The organism is Aquabacterium fontiphilum (assembly GCF_009909205.1).
Classification (GTDB): Bacteria; Pseudomonadota; Gammaproteobacteria; order Burkholderiales; family Burkholderiaceae_C; genus Aquabacterium; species Aquabacterium fontiphilum.
The window spans coordinates 33,974-53,014 of sequence record NZ_JAAAPN010000010.1 but is presented as its reverse complement, the minus strand read 5'-3'; the positions used below and the strand labels follow the sequence as shown (position 1 = coordinate 53,014).

The window sequence follows — 19,041 nt, the reverse complement described above, 5'->3', positions numbered from 1 at the left end:
GCCTCACCAGGCAAGAAGGGGCTGTGCATCAGCCCCTTTTTTTCAACAGAGTCTGAACTTGAATGGTTGCGCCCGTGGCGCGGCCTCATACGGAGAATACAAATGCCCGCAATCACCGCCAGCATGGTTTCCGAACTGCGCGCCAAGACCGACGCGCCGATGATGGAGTGCAAGAAGGCCCTGACCGAGGCCGATGGCGACATGGCCAAGGCTGAAGAGATCCTGCGCGTCAAGCTGGGCAGCAAGGCCTCGAAGGCCGCTTCGCGCGTGACCGCCGAAGGCGTTGTGTCGGCCTTCGTGAACGGCTCGACCGGCGCCCTGGTCGAGATCAACTGCGAAACCGACTTCGTCTCCAAGAACGAGTCGTTCCTGGCCTTCGCCAAGTCGGTGGCCGAACTGATCGCCCAGAACAATCCCGCTGACGTCGCCGCCATCGGTGCGTTGCCGCTGTCGCAAGACGGTTTTGGCCCCACCGTGGAAGAAGTGCGTAAGGGTCTGATCGGCAAGATCGGCGAGAACATGTCCATCCGTCGCTTCAAGCGCTACGAGGGCGGTGGCAACCTGGCCGCCTACCTGCACGGTTCGCGCATTGGCGTGATCGTCGAGCACGCCGGCGACGCTGTGGCTGCCAAGGACGTGGCCATGCACATCGCCGCCATGAAGCCTGTGTCGCTGTCGGCTGCCGACGTGCCTGCTGCGCTGATCGAAACCGAGCGCAATGTGGCCACTGCCAAGGCCGCCGAGTCGGGCAAGCCCGCCGACATCGCCGCCAAGATGATCGAAGGCGCTGTTCAGAAGTACCTGAAGGAAGTCTCGCTTTTCAACCAGGTCTTCGTGAAGGCCGCCGACGGCAAGCAGACCGTCGAGCAGTACCTGAAGTCGGCCAACACCGAAGTCAAGTCGTTCACGATGTACGTGGTGGGCGAAGGCATCGAGAAGAAGCAGGACGACTTCGCCGCCGAAGTGGCTGCCACGATGGCCGCCGCGAAGGGTCAGTGATCCAGCGCGACAGACAAGGGGGCTTCGGCCCCCTTGTGCTGTGTGCCGTACCCGCTCCCTTAAGATCTTCCATCCTGCCCCCCCAGCCACAAGGACACCCATGGCCGCCTACAAGCGCATCCTGTTGAAACTCTCTGGTGAAGCCCTGATGGGCGACGATGCCTATGGCATCAACCGCGCCACGATCGTGCGCATCGTCCGGGAAGTGCAGGAGGTGACGGCACTGGGCGTTCAGGTGGCCGTCGTGATCGGTGGCGGCAACATCTTCCGCGGTGTTGCAGGCGGCTCGGTCGGCATGGACCGAGCCACGGCCGATTACATGGGCATGCTGGCCACCGTGATGAACTCGCTGGCGCTGGCCGATACCATGCGCCAGGAAGGCATGACGGCGCGTGTCATGTCGGCCATCAGCATCGACCAGGTGGTCGAGCCGTATGTGCGCCCGAAGGCGCTGCAATACCTCGAAGAGGGCAAGGTCGTGGTGTTCGCCGCGGGCACCGGTAACCCCTTCTTCACCACTGACACGGCTGCCGCCTTGCGCGGTGCCGAGATTGGTGCCGAGATCATGCTCAAGGCCACCAAGGTGGACGGTGTGTACACGGCTGATCCCAAGAAGGACCCGTCTGCCACGCGCTATGCCTCGATCACCTTCGATGAGGCGCTGATCAAGAACTTGCAGGTGCTGGACGCGACGGCCTTCGCGCTGTGCCGCGACCAGAATCTGCCGCTGAAGGTCTTCTCGATCTTCAAGCAGGGCGCGCTCAAGCGCGTCGTGATGGGCGAGGACGAGGGGACGCTGGTCCACGTTTGACAGCGATGGTTGTCGGCGCAGCCATGTGCCGACGCGTTGTGGATGACATCATCCGAGCCACGGAGTTTTGCCATGAGCATTGCAGACATCAAGAAAAACGCCGAGCAGAAAATGCTCAAGTCGATTGAGGCTTTCAAGAGCGAGCTGAGCAAGATCCGCACGGGTCGGGCCCATCCCGGCATCCTGGATCAGGTGCAGGTCGAGTACTACGGCTCCATGGTGCCCATCAGCCAGGTGGCGAATGTGGCCCTCATGGACGCCCGCACGATCAGCGTCCAACCCTGGGAAAAGGGCATGGGGCAGAAGATCGAGAAGGCCATTCGCGAGTCGGATCTCGGTCTGAACCCAGCCACGCAGGGTGACCTGATCCGTGTGCCGATGCCGCCGCTGACGGAGGAGCGCCGCAAGGAACTCACCAAGGTCGTCAAGGGCGCCGGCGAGGATGCCAAGGTCGCCGTGCGCAACCTGCGCCGTGATGCCAACGAGCAAGCCAAGAAGCTGCTCAAGGACAAGCTGATCACCGAAGACGACGAGCGTCGCTCTCAAGACGAGGTGCAGAAGCTCACCGACCGAACGATCGCCGAGGTGGACAAGCTGGTTCAGGCCAAAGAAGCCGAGATCATGGCCATCTGAGCGCGCTGGCGCTTTGTCATAATCGCGTGCCATGTGCACGATGCGAGGCGGGACAGACCGCCTCGTTTTGTTTTCAAGGCCCCCGCTATCCAGCATGACGTCCGAACGCTCTCACGACTCTCTTCCCCGGCATGTGGCCATCGTCATGGACGGCAACGGCCGCTGGGCGCGCAAGCGCTTCATGCCTCGCGGCATGGGGCACCGTGCGGGCGTGGACGCTTTGGTCAAGGTGGTGCAGGCCACCGCGGCTCGGGGCATCCCCTATCTGACGGTCTTTGCCTTTTCTTCCGAGAACTGGAAGCGGCCGGAAGAAGAGGTGTCGGGGCTCATGAGCCTGCTGCTGGTGGCCTTGTCCAAGCATCTCGCGCGCCTGTCGGCCGACGGCGTGCGCGTGCGGGTGATCGGCGATCTGGACAGCGTTTCCGAGCGCATCCACCACGCGCTGCGCGAGGCAGAGCAGGCCACGGCCCACAACAGCCGCCTCACACTGACGGTGGCCTTCAACTACGGCGGCCGTTGGGACATCGTGCAGGCTTGCCGCCGTGCCATGAGGGCTGGGGTTGCGCCTGAGGCGCTGGATGAGGCGACGCTGTCGCGCCACATGGCCATGGCCGACACGCCGGATCCGGATCTCTTCATCCGCACCGGTGGCGAGGTGCGTCTGTCGAACTTCCTGCTGTGGCAGAGTGCGTACGCCGAGCTGTACTTCACGGACTGTCTGTGGCCGGATTTTGACGACGGTGAGCTGGACCGGGCGCTACGCGACTACGCCGGCCGCGAACGTCGCTTCGGTGACGTGGGCGCCTCCGGTCAGGGCGACGCGGCGGTGGGCTTGGGCGAGTCGCCCGTCGAGCAAGGAGACCGATGATGCTCAAGCAGCGCGTGATCACCGCGTTGGTGTTGGTGGCCATCCTGCTGCCTGCGCTGGCTGCCGAAGCGGCCTGGCCCTTTGCCTTGCTCACGCTGGTGTTTGTGGCCGCAGCGGGCTGGGAGTGGTCGAGACTGAACGGGGCGCCTGGCTGGCGGGCCTGGGTGCTGGCGGCCGCTGTCGTCGGCGGCGCGCTTTATGCGGCGGCACAGTTGGCTTTGCCGGTCTGGTCTGCGCAGCCCTCGGGCTCGGCGCTCAGCGAGCCACACACGCACACCTGGGGCGAGCCGCCCGTGGGCTTTCTGGTGCCTGGGTGGGTCTGGTGGCTGGCTGCCCTGATCTGGGTGCCTGGAGGCGGGGCCATGCTGCGCTGGGGCACCGCCCATTGGCTGGCCGTGCCGCAGGTCCTGCGCAGGCTGGTGGGGGTGCTGATCCTGGTGATGGCGTGGCTGGCGTTGGTAGAAGGTCGCAGCCAGGGCCTGAACTTTCTGCTGTCCGTGTTCTGCCTGGTCTGGGCCGCCGACATCGGTGCCTATTTTGGCGGGCGGGCCTTTGGCAAACGCAAACTGGCGCCGTCCATCAGCCCGGGCAAGAGTTGGGAAGGTGTGATCGCCGGCATGCTGACGGTCGCGGTGCTCGCCGCGCTGTGGGTGTGGGTGGATCGCCATGCGGCCGTGGCTGACGGCCCCAGTCTGTACAGCCGGCTCTGGACGGGGCTCGGTCCGCTGGGCGCGGCACTCGCGTTGGCGGCTTTGACAGGCATGAGCGTGGCCGGCGATCTGGTCGAGTCGCTCGTCAAGCGTCAGGCTGGTGTCAAGGACAGCAGCCAGTTGCTGCCCGGGCACGGTGGGGTGCTGGACCGCGTCGATGCCTTGCTGCCCGTGCTGCCCCTGAGTCTGGCCGTGATGACCTTGTGTCATGGATGAGCGTGTCATGAAGCCGTTGCAGCGGGTCTGTGTTCTGGGCGCCACCGGCTCCATCGGTGGCAACACGCTGGACGTGTTGTCGCGCCATCCAGAGCGTTTCGAGGTGTTTGCGCTGACCGCGGGTTCACGGGTCGACGAACTGTTCGGCCAGTGTGTTCAGTGGCGCCCCCGATACGCGGCGCTGTCGGCCGAGCCGGAGGCGGTCGCATTGCGCGCCCGTTTGCGCGAGGCAGGTCTGGCCACCGAGGTCCTGTCGGGTGAGGCTGCGCTGTGCGAGCTTGCGTCCCATCCGGATGTGGACGTGGTGATGGGCGCCATCGTGGGAGCGGCGGGCCTGAATCCCTGCCTGGCGGCGGCACGCGCCGGCAAGCGCCTGTTGCTGGCCAACAAAGAAGCGCTGGTAGTTGGAGGTCGGTTGTTCATGTCGGCCGTCGCCGAAGGCGGGGCCACGCTGCTGCCCATCGACAGCGAGCATTCGGCCATCTTTCAGTGCCTGCCGGAAGACCCGCAGACCTGGTCCCAGCGCATCGACCACATCGTGCTGACCGCTTCGGGCGGACCTTTCCGTCAGCGCGATCCGGCCAGCTTCGCGTCGATCACGCCCGATGAAGCCTGCGCCCACCCGAACTGGGTGATGGGCCGCAAGATCTCGGTCGATTCGGCCACGATGATGAACAAGGCGCTGGAGGTAATCGAGGCGCGCTGGCTGTTCGGGCTCGCGCCCGCGCAGATCAAGGTGGTGCTTCATCCGCAGAGCATCATCCACTCGATGGTGGTCTGCCGCGATCGATCCGTGCTCGCCCAGTTGGGCACGCCGGACATGCGCGTGCCCATCGCTTATGGTCTGTCCTGGCCGGAGCGCATCACGTCGGGCGCGGATCTGCTCGACCTGACGCGCACCGCAGCGCTGACGTTCGAGGCGCCTTGCCCCCAGCGCTACCCCGGCCTCCAGTTGGCCTGGGACACCCTGGGCGGCCCTGAAGGCAGCACCTGTGTGCTCAACGCTGCCAATGAGGTGGCTGTTGCCGCCTTTTTGGCCCGGCGGATCCGTTTCGATCAGATCCATGCGGTCAACCATGCGACCCTGTCAGGCTGCTTGCCCGAGCCGGGCGTGGCAGACTCCGTGGCGGGCCTGCTGGAACTGGACGCGCGGGCCCGGGTCTGTGCGGAGGGCGTCGTGCGGTCGCTGACGGCATGATGCGCGCGCGGCTCTGGATGCAAGGAGTGTGAGCATGTTGACGACTGCGCTGGCTTTTCTGGTAACCATCGGCATCCTGGTGGTGATCCACGAGTACGGCCACTACCGCGCTGCAGTGGCGTGTGATGTCAAGGTGCTGCGTTTCTCTGTGGGCTTTGGACGGGTGCTGTGGAGTCGCATGCGCGGCGAGACCGAGTTCGTGATCTCCGCGCTCCCGCTGGGTGGCTACGTGAAGATGCTGGACGAGCGCGAGACACCGGTTGATGCGGCCGAGCGACACCGGGCCTTCAACCGCAAGCCGCTGCGCCAGCGGGCCTTCATCGTGGCGGCTGGCCCGGCTGCCAACCTGCTGCTGGCCATCGCGCTGTACGCGGGGGTCAATTGGGCCGGCGTGCAGGAGCTCAGCCCCTGGATGGCTCAGCCCCAGCCCGGCTCGCTCGCCGAAGAGGCTGGCCTGCAGGCCGGGCATCAGGTGATGGCTGCGCGCGAGTCGCGGGGCGAGTCTGGCCCTGCCGATTGGACGCCAGTGCGGTCCATGTCGGATCTGCAGTGGCTGCTGACCCAGTCCGCGCTGGCGGGCCGCGATCTTGAGCTGCAGGTGGCCCGCCGCGACCAGGCCGCGGCCGAGCCCCACGGTGCCAGTGTGTTGCGCTTGTCCCTGAGCCGTCTGTCGGCCAGCGACGTCGATGCCCGACTCATGGACCGCATCGGCCTGACCGGTCCTTACGGCGAGCCGCTGATCAGCGATGTGGTGCCGGACGGCCCGGCCGAGCGCGCAGGGTTGCAGGCGGGGGACCGCGTCCTGCGCATCAACGGTGAGGTGCCGCGTGATGCCGCTGCTTTGCGCCGCGCGATTCGCGAAAGTCAGCCCGATGCAGACCTGCGTCCCATCGTGCTCGACATCGAGCGCGCCGGGCGCGCGCTCACGCTCGAAGTGACGCCGGTGCGCAAGGAAGTGCAAGGCCAGATGCTGCCGCGCATTGAAGCGGCCATCGGGTCGGCACCGGCGATGGTGACTGTGCGTTACGGTGCCTGGGAAGGCCTGACCCGCGCGCTGGACCGCACGTGGGAAGTGTCCGTGCTCAGCCTGCAGATGCTGGGCAAGATGCTGATCGGCGAGGCGTCGCTGAAAAACCTCAGCGGGCCGCTGACGATCGCCGATTACGCCGGGCGGACCGCCGAGCTCGGGTGGGTCTACTACATCGGCTTTCTGGCTCTGGTGAGCGTGAGCCTCGGCGTGCTGAATCTGCTGCCCCTGCCTGTCTTGGACGGGGGGCACCTCATGTATTATCTTTTCGAAGCGATCACGGGCCGCCCGGTGTCCGATCTCTGGCTGGAACGGCTTCAGCGCGGTGGCTTGGCCATCATGTTGCTGATGATGTCGCTGGCCCTCTACAACGACCTGGCGCGCCTGATGGGCGCGCATTGATTTGTCTGCGCATGCCTAAGTCTTCCCTGTTCGCGGGGCCGTTCCGGCCCAAGTTGATCGCGGCCGTTCTTTCTTCCACGTTGTTCAGCGCCGCGTTCGCTGTCGAGCCTTTTGTGCTGCGGGATATCCGGGTCGAAGGTCTGCAGCGCACCGATGCCGGGACGGTGTTTGCGTCGCTGCCTTTCCGCGTGGGCGACACCTACACTGACGACAAGGGCGCCGCGGCCTTGCGGGCTTTGTTTGCAACCGGGTTGTTCAAGGACGTGCGCATTCAGATCGACGGCAATGTCGTCGTGCTGGTCGTGGAAGAGCGGCCTGTCATCTCGCGCGTGGAATTTGTCGGCACCCGTGAGTTCGACAAGGAAGCGCTGATCAAGGCGCTGAAGGACGTGGGCATTGGCGAGGGCCAGCCCTTTGACCGCGCGCTGGCTGACCGCGCCGAGCAAGAGCTCAAGCGCCAGTACCTGACCCGCAGCCTGTACGGCGTCGAGGTGGTCACCACCATCACGCCGGCCGAACGCAACCGCGTCAACGTCACCTTCACGGTCAATGAGGGTGAGATCACCAAGATCCGCAGCATCCGCATCACCGGCAACAAGGCGTTCTCTGAAAGCACGCTGTTGGCCCAGATGGACCTGACCACAGGCGGATGGCTGACCTGGTACACCAAGTCCGACCAGTACGCCCGCTCCAAGCTCAATGCCGATCTGGAGGCCATCCGCTCCTACTACCTCAATCGCGGTTACCTGGAGTTCCGCATCGAGTCGGCCCAGGTGGCCATCTCGCCTGACAAGCAGGACATCTCGATTGCCATTCAGGTCAACGAGGGCCCGCGCTACATCGTGACCGGTGTGCGGCTGGAAGGCGATTACCTCGGCAAGGAAGACCAGTTCCGTCAACTGGTCAACATCCGCCCGGGCGAGGCCTACCGCGCCGACGAGGTGGCCAGCACGATTCGCGCCTTCACCGACCGCTTTGCGGCCTTTGGCTACGCGTTTGCGCGTGTCGAGTTCCGCCCCGAGCTGAACCGCGAGAAAGGGCAGGCTGTGGCCGTACTCGTGGCCCAGCCGCAGCGCCGTGTTTATGTGCGCCGCATCAACGTGGCGGGCAACTCGCGCACGCGCGACGAGGTCATCCGCCGCGAGTTCCGGCAGTTCGAATCGGCCTGGTACGACGGCCAGAAGATCAAGCTCTCGCGTGATCGCGTCGACCGACTGGGCTACTTCAAGCAGGTGTCGGTGGACACCGCTGAAGTGCCGGGCACGGTCGACCAGGTGGACCTGACCGTGACCGTCGAAGAAAAGCCCACCGGCAACCTGATGCTGGGCGCGGGTTTCTCCAGCGCTGAGAAGTTCACGCTGACTGCCTCGGTCAAGCAAGACAACGTCTTCGGCACCGGCAACTACCTCGGCATCGACCTGAACACCTCGAAGTACAACCGCACCATTGTGCTGAGCACGGTCGACCCGTACTTCACCGATGACGGCGTCTCGCGCGCCGTCGATGTGTTCTACCGCACCTCTCGGCCGCTGAACACGCAAGGTGGCGACTACGAAATCACCACGCCGGGCGCGGCGTTGCGTTTCGGTGTGCCGTTCACCGAATTCGACACCGTCTTCTTCGGTCTGGGTATCGAGCAGACCGCCATCAAGGGTTCCACGGGCCTGCCCGTGAGCTATCAGGAACACCGCCAGATCTTCGGCGACCGCAGTCTGTCGGTGCCGCTGACGGTTGGCTGGGCGCGCGATGGCCGCGACAGCCTGATCGCACCGACGCAAGGGCGGTATCAGCGCGTCAACCTCGAGTTGGGCATGTTGGGCGACACCCGTTATGGCCGTGCCGATTACCAGTTCCAGCAGTATGTGCCGCTGACCAACCGCTACACGCTCGGTTTCAACGCTGAGCTCGGCTATGGCAAGGGCTTCTCGGGCAAGCCTTACCCGGTCTTCAAGAACTTCTACGGCGGTGGTCTGGGCTCGGTGCGGGGCTTCGAGCAGAGCACGCTGGGGCCGGTGGACATCGAAGGTGCGTACGTCGGTGGCGCCAAGCGCATGAACTTCAACACCGAGCTGTACATCCCGTTCCCTGGTGCTGGCAACGACCGCACGCTGCGCCTGTTCTCCTATTTCGATGCGGGGAACGTCTGGGGCGAAAAGGAGTCCGTCAGCCTCAGCGAGTTGCGGGCGTCCGTCGGGGTGGGCATCAGCTGGATCTCGCCCGTGGGGCCGCTCAAGCTGAGCTTCGGCAAGCCGGTGCGCTATTTCGATCAGGATAGAATCCAACGACTCCAGTTCCAGATCGGCTCCGTGTTCTGACCATGCGTGCTCCATTCAAGACCCTGGCCGCGGTGGCCCTGGCGCTGACCGTTGCGACGGCTCAGGGCCAGGAGCTCAAGATCGGCTACGTGAACCTGGACCGCGTGCTGCGTGATGCCGGGCCGGCCAAGGCAGCGCATGCCAAGCTCGAAAGTGAGTTCCTGCGGCGTGACAAGGAACTGGTCGACGCCGAAGCACGGCTGAAGACGGTTTCCGACAGGTTCGAGAAAGACGCGCCCACACTCAGCGAATCCGAACGTCTGCGTCGGCAGCGCGAGCTGGTCGAGCAGGGGCGCGAGCTGCAGCGCAAGCGCCGTGAGTCGCAGGAGTACATGAACCAGCGCAAGAACGAGGAACTCGCCGCCTTGATCGACCGCGCCAATGTGGTCGTGCGCCAGATCTTCGACCAGGAGAAGTACGACCTCATCCTGCAGGAAGCGGTGTTTGCCGGCCCCCGCGTGGACATCACCGACAAGGTGATCCGGGCCATGAACGCCGCGCCGGCCAAGTGAGCGCCGCAGCGCAGCGGGCGGGCGCCCCCGGCGTCGGCGCCACGCTGGGTGAGCTGGTCTCGGCGCTGGGTGGCACGTTGCTGGGCGATCCGGCCGTGGCCATCTCGGCCATTGCGCCGCTCGAGACCGCCTCGGCGCAGGATATTGCCTTCCTGTCCAACCCGCGTTACCGGGCTCAGCTGGCCACCACGCAGGCCGGCTGCGTCATTGTCTCGCCTGCCACGCAGGACGAGGCGGCCGCGCGCGGCGCGGTCATCGTCACCGATGACCCCTATCTGTACTTCGCCCGCCTGACGCAGTGGTGGGCCGCCCGCTTGCGGCCGCGCCCTGAACCGGGCGTGCACCCATCTGCCGTGGTCGACCCGACCGCCGTGCTGGGGCAGGGCGTGAGCATCGGCCCACTCGCCGTGATCGAGGCCGGCGCCATCCTCGAAGACGACGTTGTCGTCGGCCCGCATTGTGTGGTGGGCGCCCGGGCCCGCCTGGGTGAGGGCACGCGACTGGCCGCCCACGTCACCGTGGGGTTTGACTGCACAGTCGGACAGCGCTGCATCTTTCACAGTGGGGTGGTCATCGGCGCGGACGGCTTCGGTTTCGCGCCGCAGCAGGGCACCTGGGTCAAGATCGAGCAGTTGGGCGCCGTGCGCATTGGCAACGATGTGGAGTTGGGCGCGAACACCTGTGTCGATCGGGGTGCGCTCGATGACACCGTCATCGAAGACGGCGTCAAGCTCGACAACCTGGTCCAGATCGCGCACAACGTGCACATCGGCGCGCATACGGCCATGGCCGGCTGCGTGGGTGTGGCGGGCAGCGCCCGCATCGGCAAGCACTGCACGGTGGGCGGCGCGGGCATGATCCTGGGCCATCTGACGCTGGCCGACCATGTGCATGTGTCGTCCGGCACCTTGATTTCACGCTCCGTGCTCAAGCCGGGGCATTACAGCGGGGCCTTCCCGTTCGATGACAACGCTTCCTGGGAAAAGAATGCGGCCACCCTGCGCCAGCTGCATGCGCTGCGCGACCGCATCCGGGCCCTCGAGAAAGAAGTGAAGAAGTAATGGACATCCACAAGATCCTGGCCAAGCTGCCCCACCGTTATCCCTTTCTGCTGGTCGACCGCGTGCTCGAGGTGGAGCCCGACGTGCGCATCCGTGCGCTGAAGAACGTCACCATCAACGAGCCGTTCTTTCAGGGGCATTTCCCGAATCGTCCGGTGATGCCCGGCGTGCTCATGCTCGAAGCCCTGGCCCAGACAGCGGCGCTGCTGGCCTTCGAGTCCATGGGCAAGGGCGTGGACGAAAACTCGGTCTACTATTTCGTCGGCATTGACGGCGCGCGCTTCAAGCGGCCGGTCGAGCCGGGCGACCAGCTCTTCCTGGATGTCCAGATGGACCGCAACAAGGGCGGCATCTACAAATTCAACGCACAAGCCTATGTGGGCGAAGAGCTGGCGGTGTCGGCCCAGCTCATGTGCACGGTGCGCAAGGTCAGCTGAGCCCATGGCACAGATCCATCCCACCGCCATTGTCGACCCGCAGGCCCAGTTGCACGAGTCGGTCACGGTCGGCGCCTTCACGACGATCGGGCCGAATGTCCGCATCGGCGAGGGCACGACCGTGGGCTCACATTGCACGATCGAGGGCCACACCACGATCGGTGCCAACAACCGCATCTACCAGTTTGCCTCGCTGGGCGCTGACCCGCAGGACAAGAAGTACAAGGGCGAGCCCACGCAGCTGGTCATCGGCGACGGCAACACCATCCGTGAGTTCACCACCTTCAACACCGGCACGGTGCAGGACAAGGGCATCACGCAGGTGGGCAACGGCAACTGGATCATGGCCTATGTACACGTGGCCCACGACTGCATCATCGGCGACGACAACGTGATTGCCAACGGCGTGCAGTTTGCCGGTCATGTGCTGGTGGGCAACCACACCCTGATCGGCGGCATGAGCGGTGTACACCAGTTCGTTCGCATCGGCGACTTCGCGATGTGCGGCTTCCAGACCCGCCTGTCGCAAGACCTGCCACCGTTCGTGATGGCCGCCGGCAACCCGGCTGAAGCGCAGAACGTTCATCAAGAGGGCCCGCGTCGCCGGGGTTTCTCGCCCGAGCGACTGTCGGTACTCAAGCAGATGTACAAGCTGCTGTATCGCAAGGGGCTGACGCTGGAGGCCGCGCGTCAGGAAATCGCCGCGCTCAAGGGGCAGACCCCGGAGGCAGAAGGCGAGATCGATCTGATGCTGGGCTTTTTGGAGGATGCCCAGCGCGGCATCGTCCGCTGAGGTCCGAGCCCGATGCAGCGTGACGCGCCCCGTGTGGCCATGGTGGCCGGCGAGACCTCCGGCGACCTGCTGGCCAGCCTGTTGATGGGCGGCATGCAGGCGCGCTGGCCAGCCATGCGCAGCATGGGCATCGGCGGGCCGCGCATGGTCGCGGGCGGTTTCGAGGCCTGGTGGCCGTGCGACAAGCTGGCCGTGCATGGCTTCAACCTGGAGCTGTTGCGACGTTTTCGCGAGATCTGGACCATCCGCCAGCGGCTGGGCGACCGGCTGCTGGCCGATCGGCCGGACGTGTTCGTCGGCGTCGACGCACCTGACTTCAACCTCGGCCTGGAGGCCCGCCTGAAGACCCAGGGCATCAAGACGGTTCACTTCGTCAGCCCGTCGATCTGGGCGTGGCGGGGCGGGCGCATCCACAAGATCCACCGCTCGGTGGATCACATGCTGTGCCTGTTTCCATTCGAGCCGGCGCTCTATCACGACCATGGCATCGACGCCACGTTCGTGGGCCATCCGCTGGCCGATACCATCCCGCTGGAGGTGCCTCGCACGGCCGCTCGCCAGGCGCTGGGCCTGGCGCCTGACGCGCAGGTGGTGGCCGTGCTGCCCGGCAGCCGGCGTGGCGAGATCCGCTTCATCGCGCCGGCCTTTCTGGAGGCCGTGGCCCTGCTGGCGCGGGAGCGGCCGGCGCTGCGTTTCGTGTTGCCGGTGGCGCCAGGCCTGCGTCCGATGATCGAGCCGCTGGTACGCGCGCATGCGCCGAATGCGCCCATCCTGCTCACCGACGGGCGTTCGCACGAGGCACTCGCCGCCTGTGACGTCACGTTGATCGCCAGCGGCACGGCCACCCTCGAGGCCGCGCTGTTCAAGCGGCCCATGGTCATTGCCTACAAGCTGTCGGCGCTGAGCTGGCCCATCATGAAGCGCATGGGCTACCTCCCATGGGTGGGCTTGCCCAACATCCTGCTGCGCGAGTTCGTGGTGCCCGAGCGGCTTCAGGACGATGCCAACCCACGGCAACTGGCCGACGATGTGCTGGCCTGGCTGGACGATCCAGGCCGCTGCGCAAGCGTGGCCAGGCGCTTCGACGCGCTTCACCAGACACTGCGGTGCGACACGGCCCGCATGGCCAGCGATGCGATCGCGAAAGTCATCGGTGGCTGAGGGCTCGCCCATGGTGGCCGACGGCCCCCGCCAGCTGGACCTGCTGTGGACGGTGGCGCCGCAGGGCCTGCTGGCTGGCGTGGATGAGGCCGGGCGTGGCCCCTTGGCCGGCCCGGTGGTGGCCGCGGCCGTCATCCTGGACGACATGCAGCCGATTGCCGGCCTGGCCGATTCGAAGAAGCTCACCGCCCGCGCCCGCGATCGCCTGTATGACGAGATCCGCGCCAAGGCGCTGTGTTGCAGCATCGCTGAGGCCAGTGTCGAGGAAATCGACCAACTCAACATCCTGCACGCGACCATGCTGGCCATGCGCCGCGCGGTCGAAGGCCTGCGCCTGCGGCCCGCGCTGGTGCAGGTTGACGGCAACCGCGTGCCCACGCTGACGGTGCCCGCCGAGGCGGTGGTCAAGGGCGACAGCAAGGTGCAGGCGATTTCGGCCGCCTCCATCCTCGCCAAGGTACACCGCGACCGGCTCTGCGAAGAGCTTCATGCCTGCTATCCGCTGCACGGCTTTCAGGCCCACAAAGGCTACCCGACTGCCGAACATGTCGCGGCCTTGCGGCGGCACGGGGTGACGCCGGCACACCGCCGCAGCTTTGCGCCGGTCAAGGTGGCGCTGGGCCTGCTCCCGGACCCGAGCCTGACTCTGGGCCGCTGAGCCACCCGACGAGAATCACCATGTCGACCGCCTCTGACCGCCATCCCAAGGTCCTGTCCATCACCTCGCGCGACAACCCGCTCATCCAGCGGCTGCGGCGCCTGGGCCAAGACCCGGTGGCCTACCGCAAGCTGGGCGCCGTGTGGCTGGAGGGCGACCACCTGTGTGCGGCTGCCGTACAGCGCCGCGTACAGCCCACCGATGCGGTGATCGCCGACACCGCCTGGACGGGCGAGCATGGTGTGGCGCCGCCGGCCGACGGCATGGCGCGTGAGCTGTCTGCCCTGGCTCGGCAGGCCGAGCGCGTGGTCGTGGTGCCCGAGGCCCTGTGGAAGCACTTCACCGGCCTGGAGTCACCCGCGCGCCTGGGTTTCGTGCTGGCCCAGCCTGGCGAAGGCGTCTCGGCCGCGATCCGCCCGGTCGCCCGCACCGTGGTACTTGACCGCGTGCAGGACGCTGGCAACGTCGGCAGCATCCTGCGCAGCGCCGCGGCCATGGGGGTGGAGCAGGTGGTGGCCATCAAGGGCACGGCGGGGCTCTGGTCGCCCAAGGTGCTGCGCGCGGGCATGGGGGCGCACTTCGCACTCCATCTGGTAGAGCAAGCCACAACCGAGCTGTTGGCTGAATGCCTGCGCGTGACGCTGGTCGGAACCAGTTCGCACACCGACACCTCGCTGCCAGAAGCCGACCTGCCCGACCCCTGCGCGTGGGTGTTGGGGCACGAAGGGCAGGGGGTCTCGGCCGCGTTGCAGGCCCAGTGCCGCCTGACCGTGCGTATCCCGCAGCCGGGTGGCGAAGAGTCGCTGAACGTGGCCGCCGCAGCGGCGGTCTGCTTGTACGAAAGCATGCGGCAGCGCCTGGCAAGCAGCGCGTGAGCACGCAGCGATTGATCTAAGAATCATTCGCATTTATAATGTTGGCATGTCTTCTCAGATGCCAGCTGTCCTCGCTTTGTCTGCCGAACTCGCGGCAGCAGGCGGAGGCGTGCCCGGTTCGCCCGGGGTGCCCTCTATCGGTGCTCAGGTCGAGGTGACGACCTCGCAAGCGACGCCTGCGGGCCACCGTGTGTGGCAGAGCGCAGACCTGTTTGGTGGCGAGACGGTGGTGTGGATCGAGCACCAGGGCGCCCAGTACCAGTTGCGCACGACCCGCCAAGGCAAACTCATCCTCACAAAATGAAGCCGGCAGGGGCATCCGTGGCGCCGCCCGGATTCCCCTAGAATGCATTCAGTGCAATGTTTTGTCACGGATGCGGCGTGGGTCCGCCCGTGGCGTCATCTTGAGGAGGATGTATGGACCGTTCGATTCGACCTGTAGACGCGGTGTACGGCGCGGCCGTTGGCGCGGAGACGCGCCAGCGCGTGATGCGCAACACCTATGCCTTGCTGGCCCTGTCGATGTTGCCCACCGTGGCGGGTGCCTGGCTGGGCATGGCCATGGGCTTCACCTTCTTCGCAGGCAAGCCGCTGGTGGGCTTCATGGTGTTCATGGCCGTGGCCTTCGGCTTCATGTTTGCCATTGAGAAGTTCAAGAACTCTGGCGTGGGGGTGGCGCTGCTGCTGGGCTTCACCTTCTTCATGGGCCTGATGCTGTCGCGCATGATTGGCTACGTCGCCGGTCTGGCGAACGGTGCGCAGATCATCGGTCTGGCTTTTGGCACCACGGCGGTGGTGTTTGCGTCCATGGCTGCGCTGGCGGGCAGCATCAAGCGCGACCTCTCCAGCATGGGCAAGTTCCTGTTCATGGGGGTGATGGTCATCCTGGCTGCCATCGTCGCCAACATCTTCCTGCAGATCCCGGCGCTGTCGCTGACCATCTCGGCCCTGGTGGCCGTGGTGTTCTCGGCCTACCTGTTGTATGACCTCAAGCGCATCCTGGACGGCGGCGAGACCAACTACATCTCTGCCACGCTGGCGCTCTATCTGGACGTCTACAACATCTTCACGTCGCTGCTGCACCTGTTCACTGCCTTTGGTGGCAGCGACGATTGAGTTGCCTGGCGACCCAGCAAACCCGCCCCGGCTGGCCCGCGGCGGGTTTTTTTTCGTCAGTACTGGTCGCCTTCGCCCACGTAGGTCCCCGGCGCGAGGTTCTCGAAACGGGTGTTGGCCTTCAGGAAGGCCAGGTGGATGCTGCCCACTGGGCCGTTACGCTGCTTGCCGATGATGATCTCGGCCGTACCAGGAATCTTGGATTCCTTGTTGTAGTACTCGTCGCGGTAGATGAACATGATCACGTCCGCGTCCTGCTCGATGGCGCCGGATTCACGCAGATCGGACATCATCGGCCGCTTGTCTGGTCGGGTTTCGACCGAGCGGTTCAACTGCGACAGCGCGATCACCGGGCACTGAAGCTCTTTGGCCAGCGCCTTCAGGCCCCGCGAGATCTCGCCAATCACCGTGGCGCGGTTTTCTTCGTTGCCGCCCGAGCCGCTCATCAGCTGCAGGTAGTCGACGATGATCAGGCCCAGCGTGCCGCCAAACTGGCGGGCGAGACGGCGGGCTCGGGCGCGCAGCTCGTTGGGCGACAAGCCGGGGGTTTCGTCGATGAAGACGTTGGCGCTGCGCAGCTTCTCGACCGTTTCGCTCAGGCGGCTCCATTCATCGTCGCTGAGGCGCCCGGTACGCAGGTTCTGCTGGTTGATCCGCCCGATCGAGCCGACCATCCGCAGCGCGAGCTGCGATGCACCCATTTCCATCGAAAACACCGCCACGGGCAGGCCCTCGTTGACGGCCACGTTCTCGCCGATGTTCAGCGCGAACGCGGTCTTGCCCATCGAGGGGCGGGCCGCCAGGATGATGAGGTCGCCTTTCTGCAGGCCGGCTGTCATGCGGTCCATGTCGATGAAACCGGTGCGCACGCCCGTGACGTCCTCGGCACCGTTGTCGGCCAGTTCCTGGACGCGGTCGAGCAGGTCCACCACCAGGCCATCCATCGCGTGGAAGCCCTGCTTGTTGCGGCTGCCTTCCTCGCCGATCTTCATGATCTTGGCTTCGGCTTCATCGAGGATGTCCGACACCGTGCGGCCCTGCGGATTGAAGGCGTTGGTGGCGATCTCGTCGCTGGCTGAGACCAGCTTGCGCAGCACCGCCCGCTCGCGCACGATCTCGGCGTAGCGGCGGATATTGGCCGCGCTGGGCACCGACTGGGCCAGGGCGTTGAGGTAGGCCAGTCCGCCCACGTCGTCGCCCTTGCCCATCATCTGCAGCTGCTCGTAGACCGTGATCACGTCCGCCGGCTTCGAGGCATTCACGAGCTTCTGGATGGCCAGGAAGATGAGCTGGTGCTCCAGCCGGTAGAAGTCGCTTTCGTTGAGGATGTCGGAGGCGCGGTCCCAGGCGCTGTTGTCGAGCAACAGGCCGCCCAGCACGCTCTGTTCGGCCTCGATCGAGTGCGGTGGCACGCGCAACTTGGCGACTTCATCGCTGCCTGACGCGTCGGCGTTGCCACGGGTGGGGAAGGGGGAGGGAAATGCTGCAGCCATGGTGGCAATGATAGGTGGGATGCCGGCGGATGCCTGTGGACAAGGCTGTGGACGGACGCTGAACTTCCTGGGGAATCGTGTGCACAACTGGCGTGCCGCCCCCCAGAAGAAAAGACCAAAAGAAAAAGCCGGCTGGAAGCCGGCTTGTCGAGCCCCGCCGAGGCGGGGTCAGGGGCGTATGCTCGCCCCGCGCGATCAGGCGGTTTCGCCGACCACGTTGATGGTCACGTCCACCGTCACGTCGGTGTGCAGCGACACCGACACGCCGTGGTCACCGATGGTCTTCAGAGGACCATTGGGCAGACGCACTTGCTGCTTGGCCACTTCGAAGCCGGCAGCCTTCAGGGCTTCGGCGATGTCGAAGTTGGTGACCGAGCCGAACAGGCGGCCGTCCACGCCGGCCTTCTGGGTCAGCGACACGGTCTTGCCGTTGAGCTTCTCGCCCAGGGCTTGAGCGGCGGCCAGCTTTTCAGCCTGGACCTTCTCCAGCTCGGCGCGGCGGGCTTCGAATTCCTTGACGGCGTTGGCGGTGGCGCGACGGGCCTGGCCGGTGGGGATCAGGAAGTTACGGGCGTAGCCGTCCTTGACCTTGACCACATCACCCAGGTTGCCCAGGTTGGCGACTTTTTCCAGCAGGATGATTTGCATGACGAGAACTCCTTAGACCTTGTGCTGGTCGCTGTAGGGCAGCAGAGCCAGGAAGCGGGCGCGCTTGATGGCCGTGGTCAGCTGACGTTGGTAGATCGCGCGCGTGCCGGTCAGGCGGGCGGGGATGATCTTGCCGTTTTCAGCGATGAAGTCGCGCAGCGTGTCGACGTCCTTGTAGTCGATCTGTTCGACGCCAGCGACGGTGAAGCGGCAGAAGCGCTTGCGGCGGAACAGCAGGGATTGCGAGTTGCGCTTGCCCTTGCGGTCTTTGGAGAACTTGCCGTTCTTGGAGCGGGGAGCAGCCATGATTGACCTCTCAGTATGTGTTTAAACGATGTCCGTGAGTGCGGTGATGTGGAGCAGGACGCCGCGGCCATTGCGAGGGGCACCCAGGAATCCCGTCACGAGAAGGGATGTGCCGATGTCCGTCCGGTTGAGCTGCTCGGCCACGGGGCCAAGCGCCACTGCCTTGACGTCCAGCTTGACCTTGCGGTCTTGCTGGGCTTCCGTCACCGTGGATTCGTGCGCGAGCACGAGATCGAGGGCGGGCAGTCCGGCGGGGGTGTATCGCAATACCTTGCGTTCGATGATTTGCGCAGACAGCTCGACGCGGTTCATGAACGCTGGGCATCACGCCTGACGAGTCAGGCGGTTGCTTGCTCCTGCTGGGCCTTGCGGGCCTCTTCACGCTCGACTTGCTTCATCATGACGGAAGGCGCGGTTTCAGCCTTGTCCTTCTGGACGGTCAGGTGACGCAGCACGGCATCGTTGAACTTGAAGCCGGTTTCGAGTTCAGCCAGGATTTCCTTGCTGACTTCGATGTTCAGGCACAGGTAGTGAGCCTTGGCGAGCTTGTTGATCTGGTAGGCCAGCTGGCGGCGGCCCCAGTCTTCAACGCGGTGAACCTGGCCACCGTTGGAGGTGATCAGGGTCTTGTAGCGCTCCAGCATGGCCGGAACCTGTTCGCTTTGATCCGGGTGGATCAGCACGATGATTTCATAGTGACGCATGGAAACTCCTTGTGGATTCCAGTTGATGGAAGCCGTCGCGAAGCGTCAAACCCGCTGACGGCAAGGCTTCCGTTGCCTCGGATGTAACTGAGGCAGAC

The 19,041-nt window shown here is 65.3% G+C and carries 22 protein-coding genes; 17 read left to right on the top strand and 5 right to left on the bottom strand.

The window, feature by feature from the left end:
- Positions 1-102 precede the first annotated feature (102 nt).
- The 17 genes from tsf (at position 103) to GTZ97_RS12500 (ending at position 15,792) form a co-directional block, all read left to right on the top strand.
- Positions 103-999, top strand: coding sequence for a translation elongation factor Ts (gene tsf, locus GTZ97_RS12580; protein ID WP_161650993.1), 897 nt, complete (start codon positions 103-105; stop codon positions 997-999).
- Between the two features lie 100 nt (positions 1,000-1,099).
- Complete coding sequence (gene pyrH, locus GTZ97_RS12575) at positions 1,100-1,810, top strand: UMP kinase (RefSeq protein WP_161650992.1); 711 nt, start codon at positions 1,100-1,102, stop codon at positions 1,808-1,810.
- 72 nt (positions 1,811-1,882) lie between these two features.
- A complete protein-coding gene (frr, locus tag GTZ97_RS12570) occupies positions 1,883-2,443 on the top strand; it encodes a ribosome recycling factor (protein ID WP_161650991.1) in 561 nt (186 codons plus the stop codon).
- 94 nt (positions 2,444-2,537) lie between these two features.
- Positions 2,538-3,311: a polyprenyl diphosphate synthase gene (gene uppS / locus GTZ97_RS12565; protein ID WP_161650990.1), complete on the top strand. Its 774-nt coding sequence runs from the start codon at positions 2,538-2,540 to the stop codon at positions 3,309-3,311.
- Positions 3,311-4,237: a phosphatidate cytidylyltransferase gene (locus tag GTZ97_RS12560; protein ID WP_161651083.1), complete on the top strand. Its 927-nt coding sequence runs from the start codon at positions 3,311-3,313 to the stop codon at positions 4,235-4,237. The genes uppS and GTZ97_RS12560 overlap by 1 nt, the downstream gene beginning before the upstream one ends.
- Positions 4,238-4,244: 7 nt before the next feature.
- Positions 4,245-5,435: a 1-deoxy-D-xylulose-5-phosphate reductoisomerase gene (gene ispC, locus GTZ97_RS12555; protein ID WP_161650989.1), complete on the top strand. Its 1,191-nt coding sequence runs from the start codon at positions 4,245-4,247 to the stop codon at positions 5,433-5,435.
- 34 nt (positions 5,436-5,469) lie between these two features.
- Positions 5,470-6,864 (top strand): RIP metalloprotease RseP, encoded by a 1,395-nt coding sequence (gene rseP / locus GTZ97_RS12550; RefSeq protein WP_161650988.1) that lies wholly within the window; start codon positions 5,470-5,472, stop codon positions 6,862-6,864.
- Between the two features lie 11 nt (positions 6,865-6,875).
- The gene (gene bamA / locus GTZ97_RS12545) at positions 6,876-9,179 is read left to right on the top strand and encodes an outer membrane protein assembly factor BamA (RefSeq protein ID WP_161650987.1); all 2,304 of its coding nucleotides are present in this window, start codon (positions 6,876-6,878) and stop codon (positions 9,177-9,179) included.
- Positions 9,180-9,181: 2 nt separating this feature from the next.
- Complete coding sequence (locus tag GTZ97_RS12540; RefSeq protein ID WP_161650986.1) at positions 9,182-9,691, top strand: OmpH/Skp family outer membrane protein; 510 nt, start codon at positions 9,182-9,184, stop codon at positions 9,689-9,691.
- Positions 9,688-10,752 (top strand): UDP-3-O-(3-hydroxymyristoyl)glucosamine N-acyltransferase, encoded by a 1,065-nt coding sequence (gene lpxD, locus GTZ97_RS12535; RefSeq protein ID WP_161650985.1) that lies wholly within the window; start codon positions 9,688-9,690, stop codon positions 10,750-10,752. Before GTZ97_RS12540 ends, lpxD begins: the two co-directional genes overlap by 4 nt.
- Complete coding sequence (gene fabZ, locus GTZ97_RS12530) at positions 10,752-11,189, top strand: 3-hydroxyacyl-ACP dehydratase FabZ (protein ID WP_161650984.1); 438 nt, start codon at positions 10,752-10,754, stop codon at positions 11,187-11,189. Before lpxD ends, fabZ begins: the two co-directional genes overlap by 1 nt.
- A 4-nt stretch (positions 11,190-11,193) precedes the next feature.
- A complete protein-coding gene (gene lpxA / locus GTZ97_RS12525) occupies positions 11,194-11,982 on the top strand; it encodes an acyl-ACP--UDP-N-acetylglucosamine O-acyltransferase (protein ID WP_161650983.1) in 789 nt (262 codons plus the stop codon).
- 12 nt (positions 11,983-11,994) lie between these two features.
- Complete coding sequence (gene lpxB, locus GTZ97_RS12520; protein ID WP_161650982.1) at positions 11,995-13,143, top strand: lipid-A-disaccharide synthase; 1,149 nt, start codon at positions 11,995-11,997, stop codon at positions 13,141-13,143.
- Between the two features lie 10 nt (positions 13,144-13,153).
- On the top strand, positions 13,154-13,801 hold the full coding sequence (gene rnhB, locus GTZ97_RS12515; RefSeq protein WP_236651208.1) for a ribonuclease HII: 648 nt from the start codon (positions 13,154-13,156) through the stop codon (positions 13,799-13,801).
- Positions 13,802-13,821: 20 nt separating this feature from the next.
- Complete coding sequence (locus GTZ97_RS12510; RefSeq protein WP_161650980.1) at positions 13,822-14,676, top strand: TrmH family RNA methyltransferase; 855 nt, start codon at positions 13,822-13,824, stop codon at positions 14,674-14,676.
- 46 nt (positions 14,677-14,722) lie between these two features.
- Positions 14,723-14,980, top strand: coding sequence for a hemin uptake protein HemP (gene hemP, locus GTZ97_RS12505; protein WP_236651195.1), 258 nt, complete (start codon positions 14,723-14,725; stop codon positions 14,978-14,980).
- A gap of 113 nt (positions 14,981-15,093) precedes the next feature.
- Positions 15,094-15,792 carry a Bax inhibitor-1/YccA family protein gene (locus tag GTZ97_RS12500; protein WP_161650979.1) on the top strand — a complete coding sequence of 233 codons (699 nt, stop codon included), beginning with the start codon at positions 15,094-15,096 and terminating at the stop codon, positions 15,790-15,792.
- 56 nt (positions 15,793-15,848) lie between these two features.
- Here GTZ97_RS12500 and dnaB read toward each other — a convergent pair whose 3' ends face one another.
- The 5 genes from dnaB to rpsF form a co-directional block, all read right to left on the bottom strand.
- A complete protein-coding gene (dnaB, locus tag GTZ97_RS12495) occupies positions 15,849-17,285 on the bottom strand; it encodes a replicative DNA helicase (RefSeq protein ID WP_161650978.1) in 1,437 nt (478 codons plus the stop codon).
- 195 nt (positions 17,286-17,480) lie between these two features.
- Positions 17,481-17,933: a 50S ribosomal protein L9 gene (rplI, locus tag GTZ97_RS12490; protein ID WP_161650977.1), complete on the bottom strand. Its 453-nt coding sequence runs from the start codon at positions 17,931-17,933 to the stop codon at positions 17,481-17,483.
- A 12-nt stretch (positions 17,934-17,945) separates the two neighbouring features.
- Complete coding sequence (gene rpsR / locus GTZ97_RS12485) at positions 17,946-18,239, bottom strand: 30S ribosomal protein S18 (protein WP_161650976.1); 294 nt, start codon at positions 18,237-18,239, stop codon at positions 17,946-17,948.
- A 21-nt stretch (positions 18,240-18,260) separates the two neighbouring features.
- Positions 18,261-18,551 (bottom strand): primosomal replication protein N, encoded by a 291-nt coding sequence (gene priB, locus GTZ97_RS12480; protein WP_161650975.1) that lies wholly within the window; start codon positions 18,549-18,551, stop codon positions 18,261-18,263.
- A 26-nt stretch (positions 18,552-18,577) separates the two neighbouring features.
- Positions 18,578-18,943: a 30S ribosomal protein S6 gene (gene rpsF, locus GTZ97_RS12475; RefSeq protein WP_161650974.1), complete on the bottom strand. Its 366-nt coding sequence runs from the start codon at positions 18,941-18,943 to the stop codon at positions 18,578-18,580.
- Positions 18,944-19,041 lie beyond the last annotated feature (98 nt).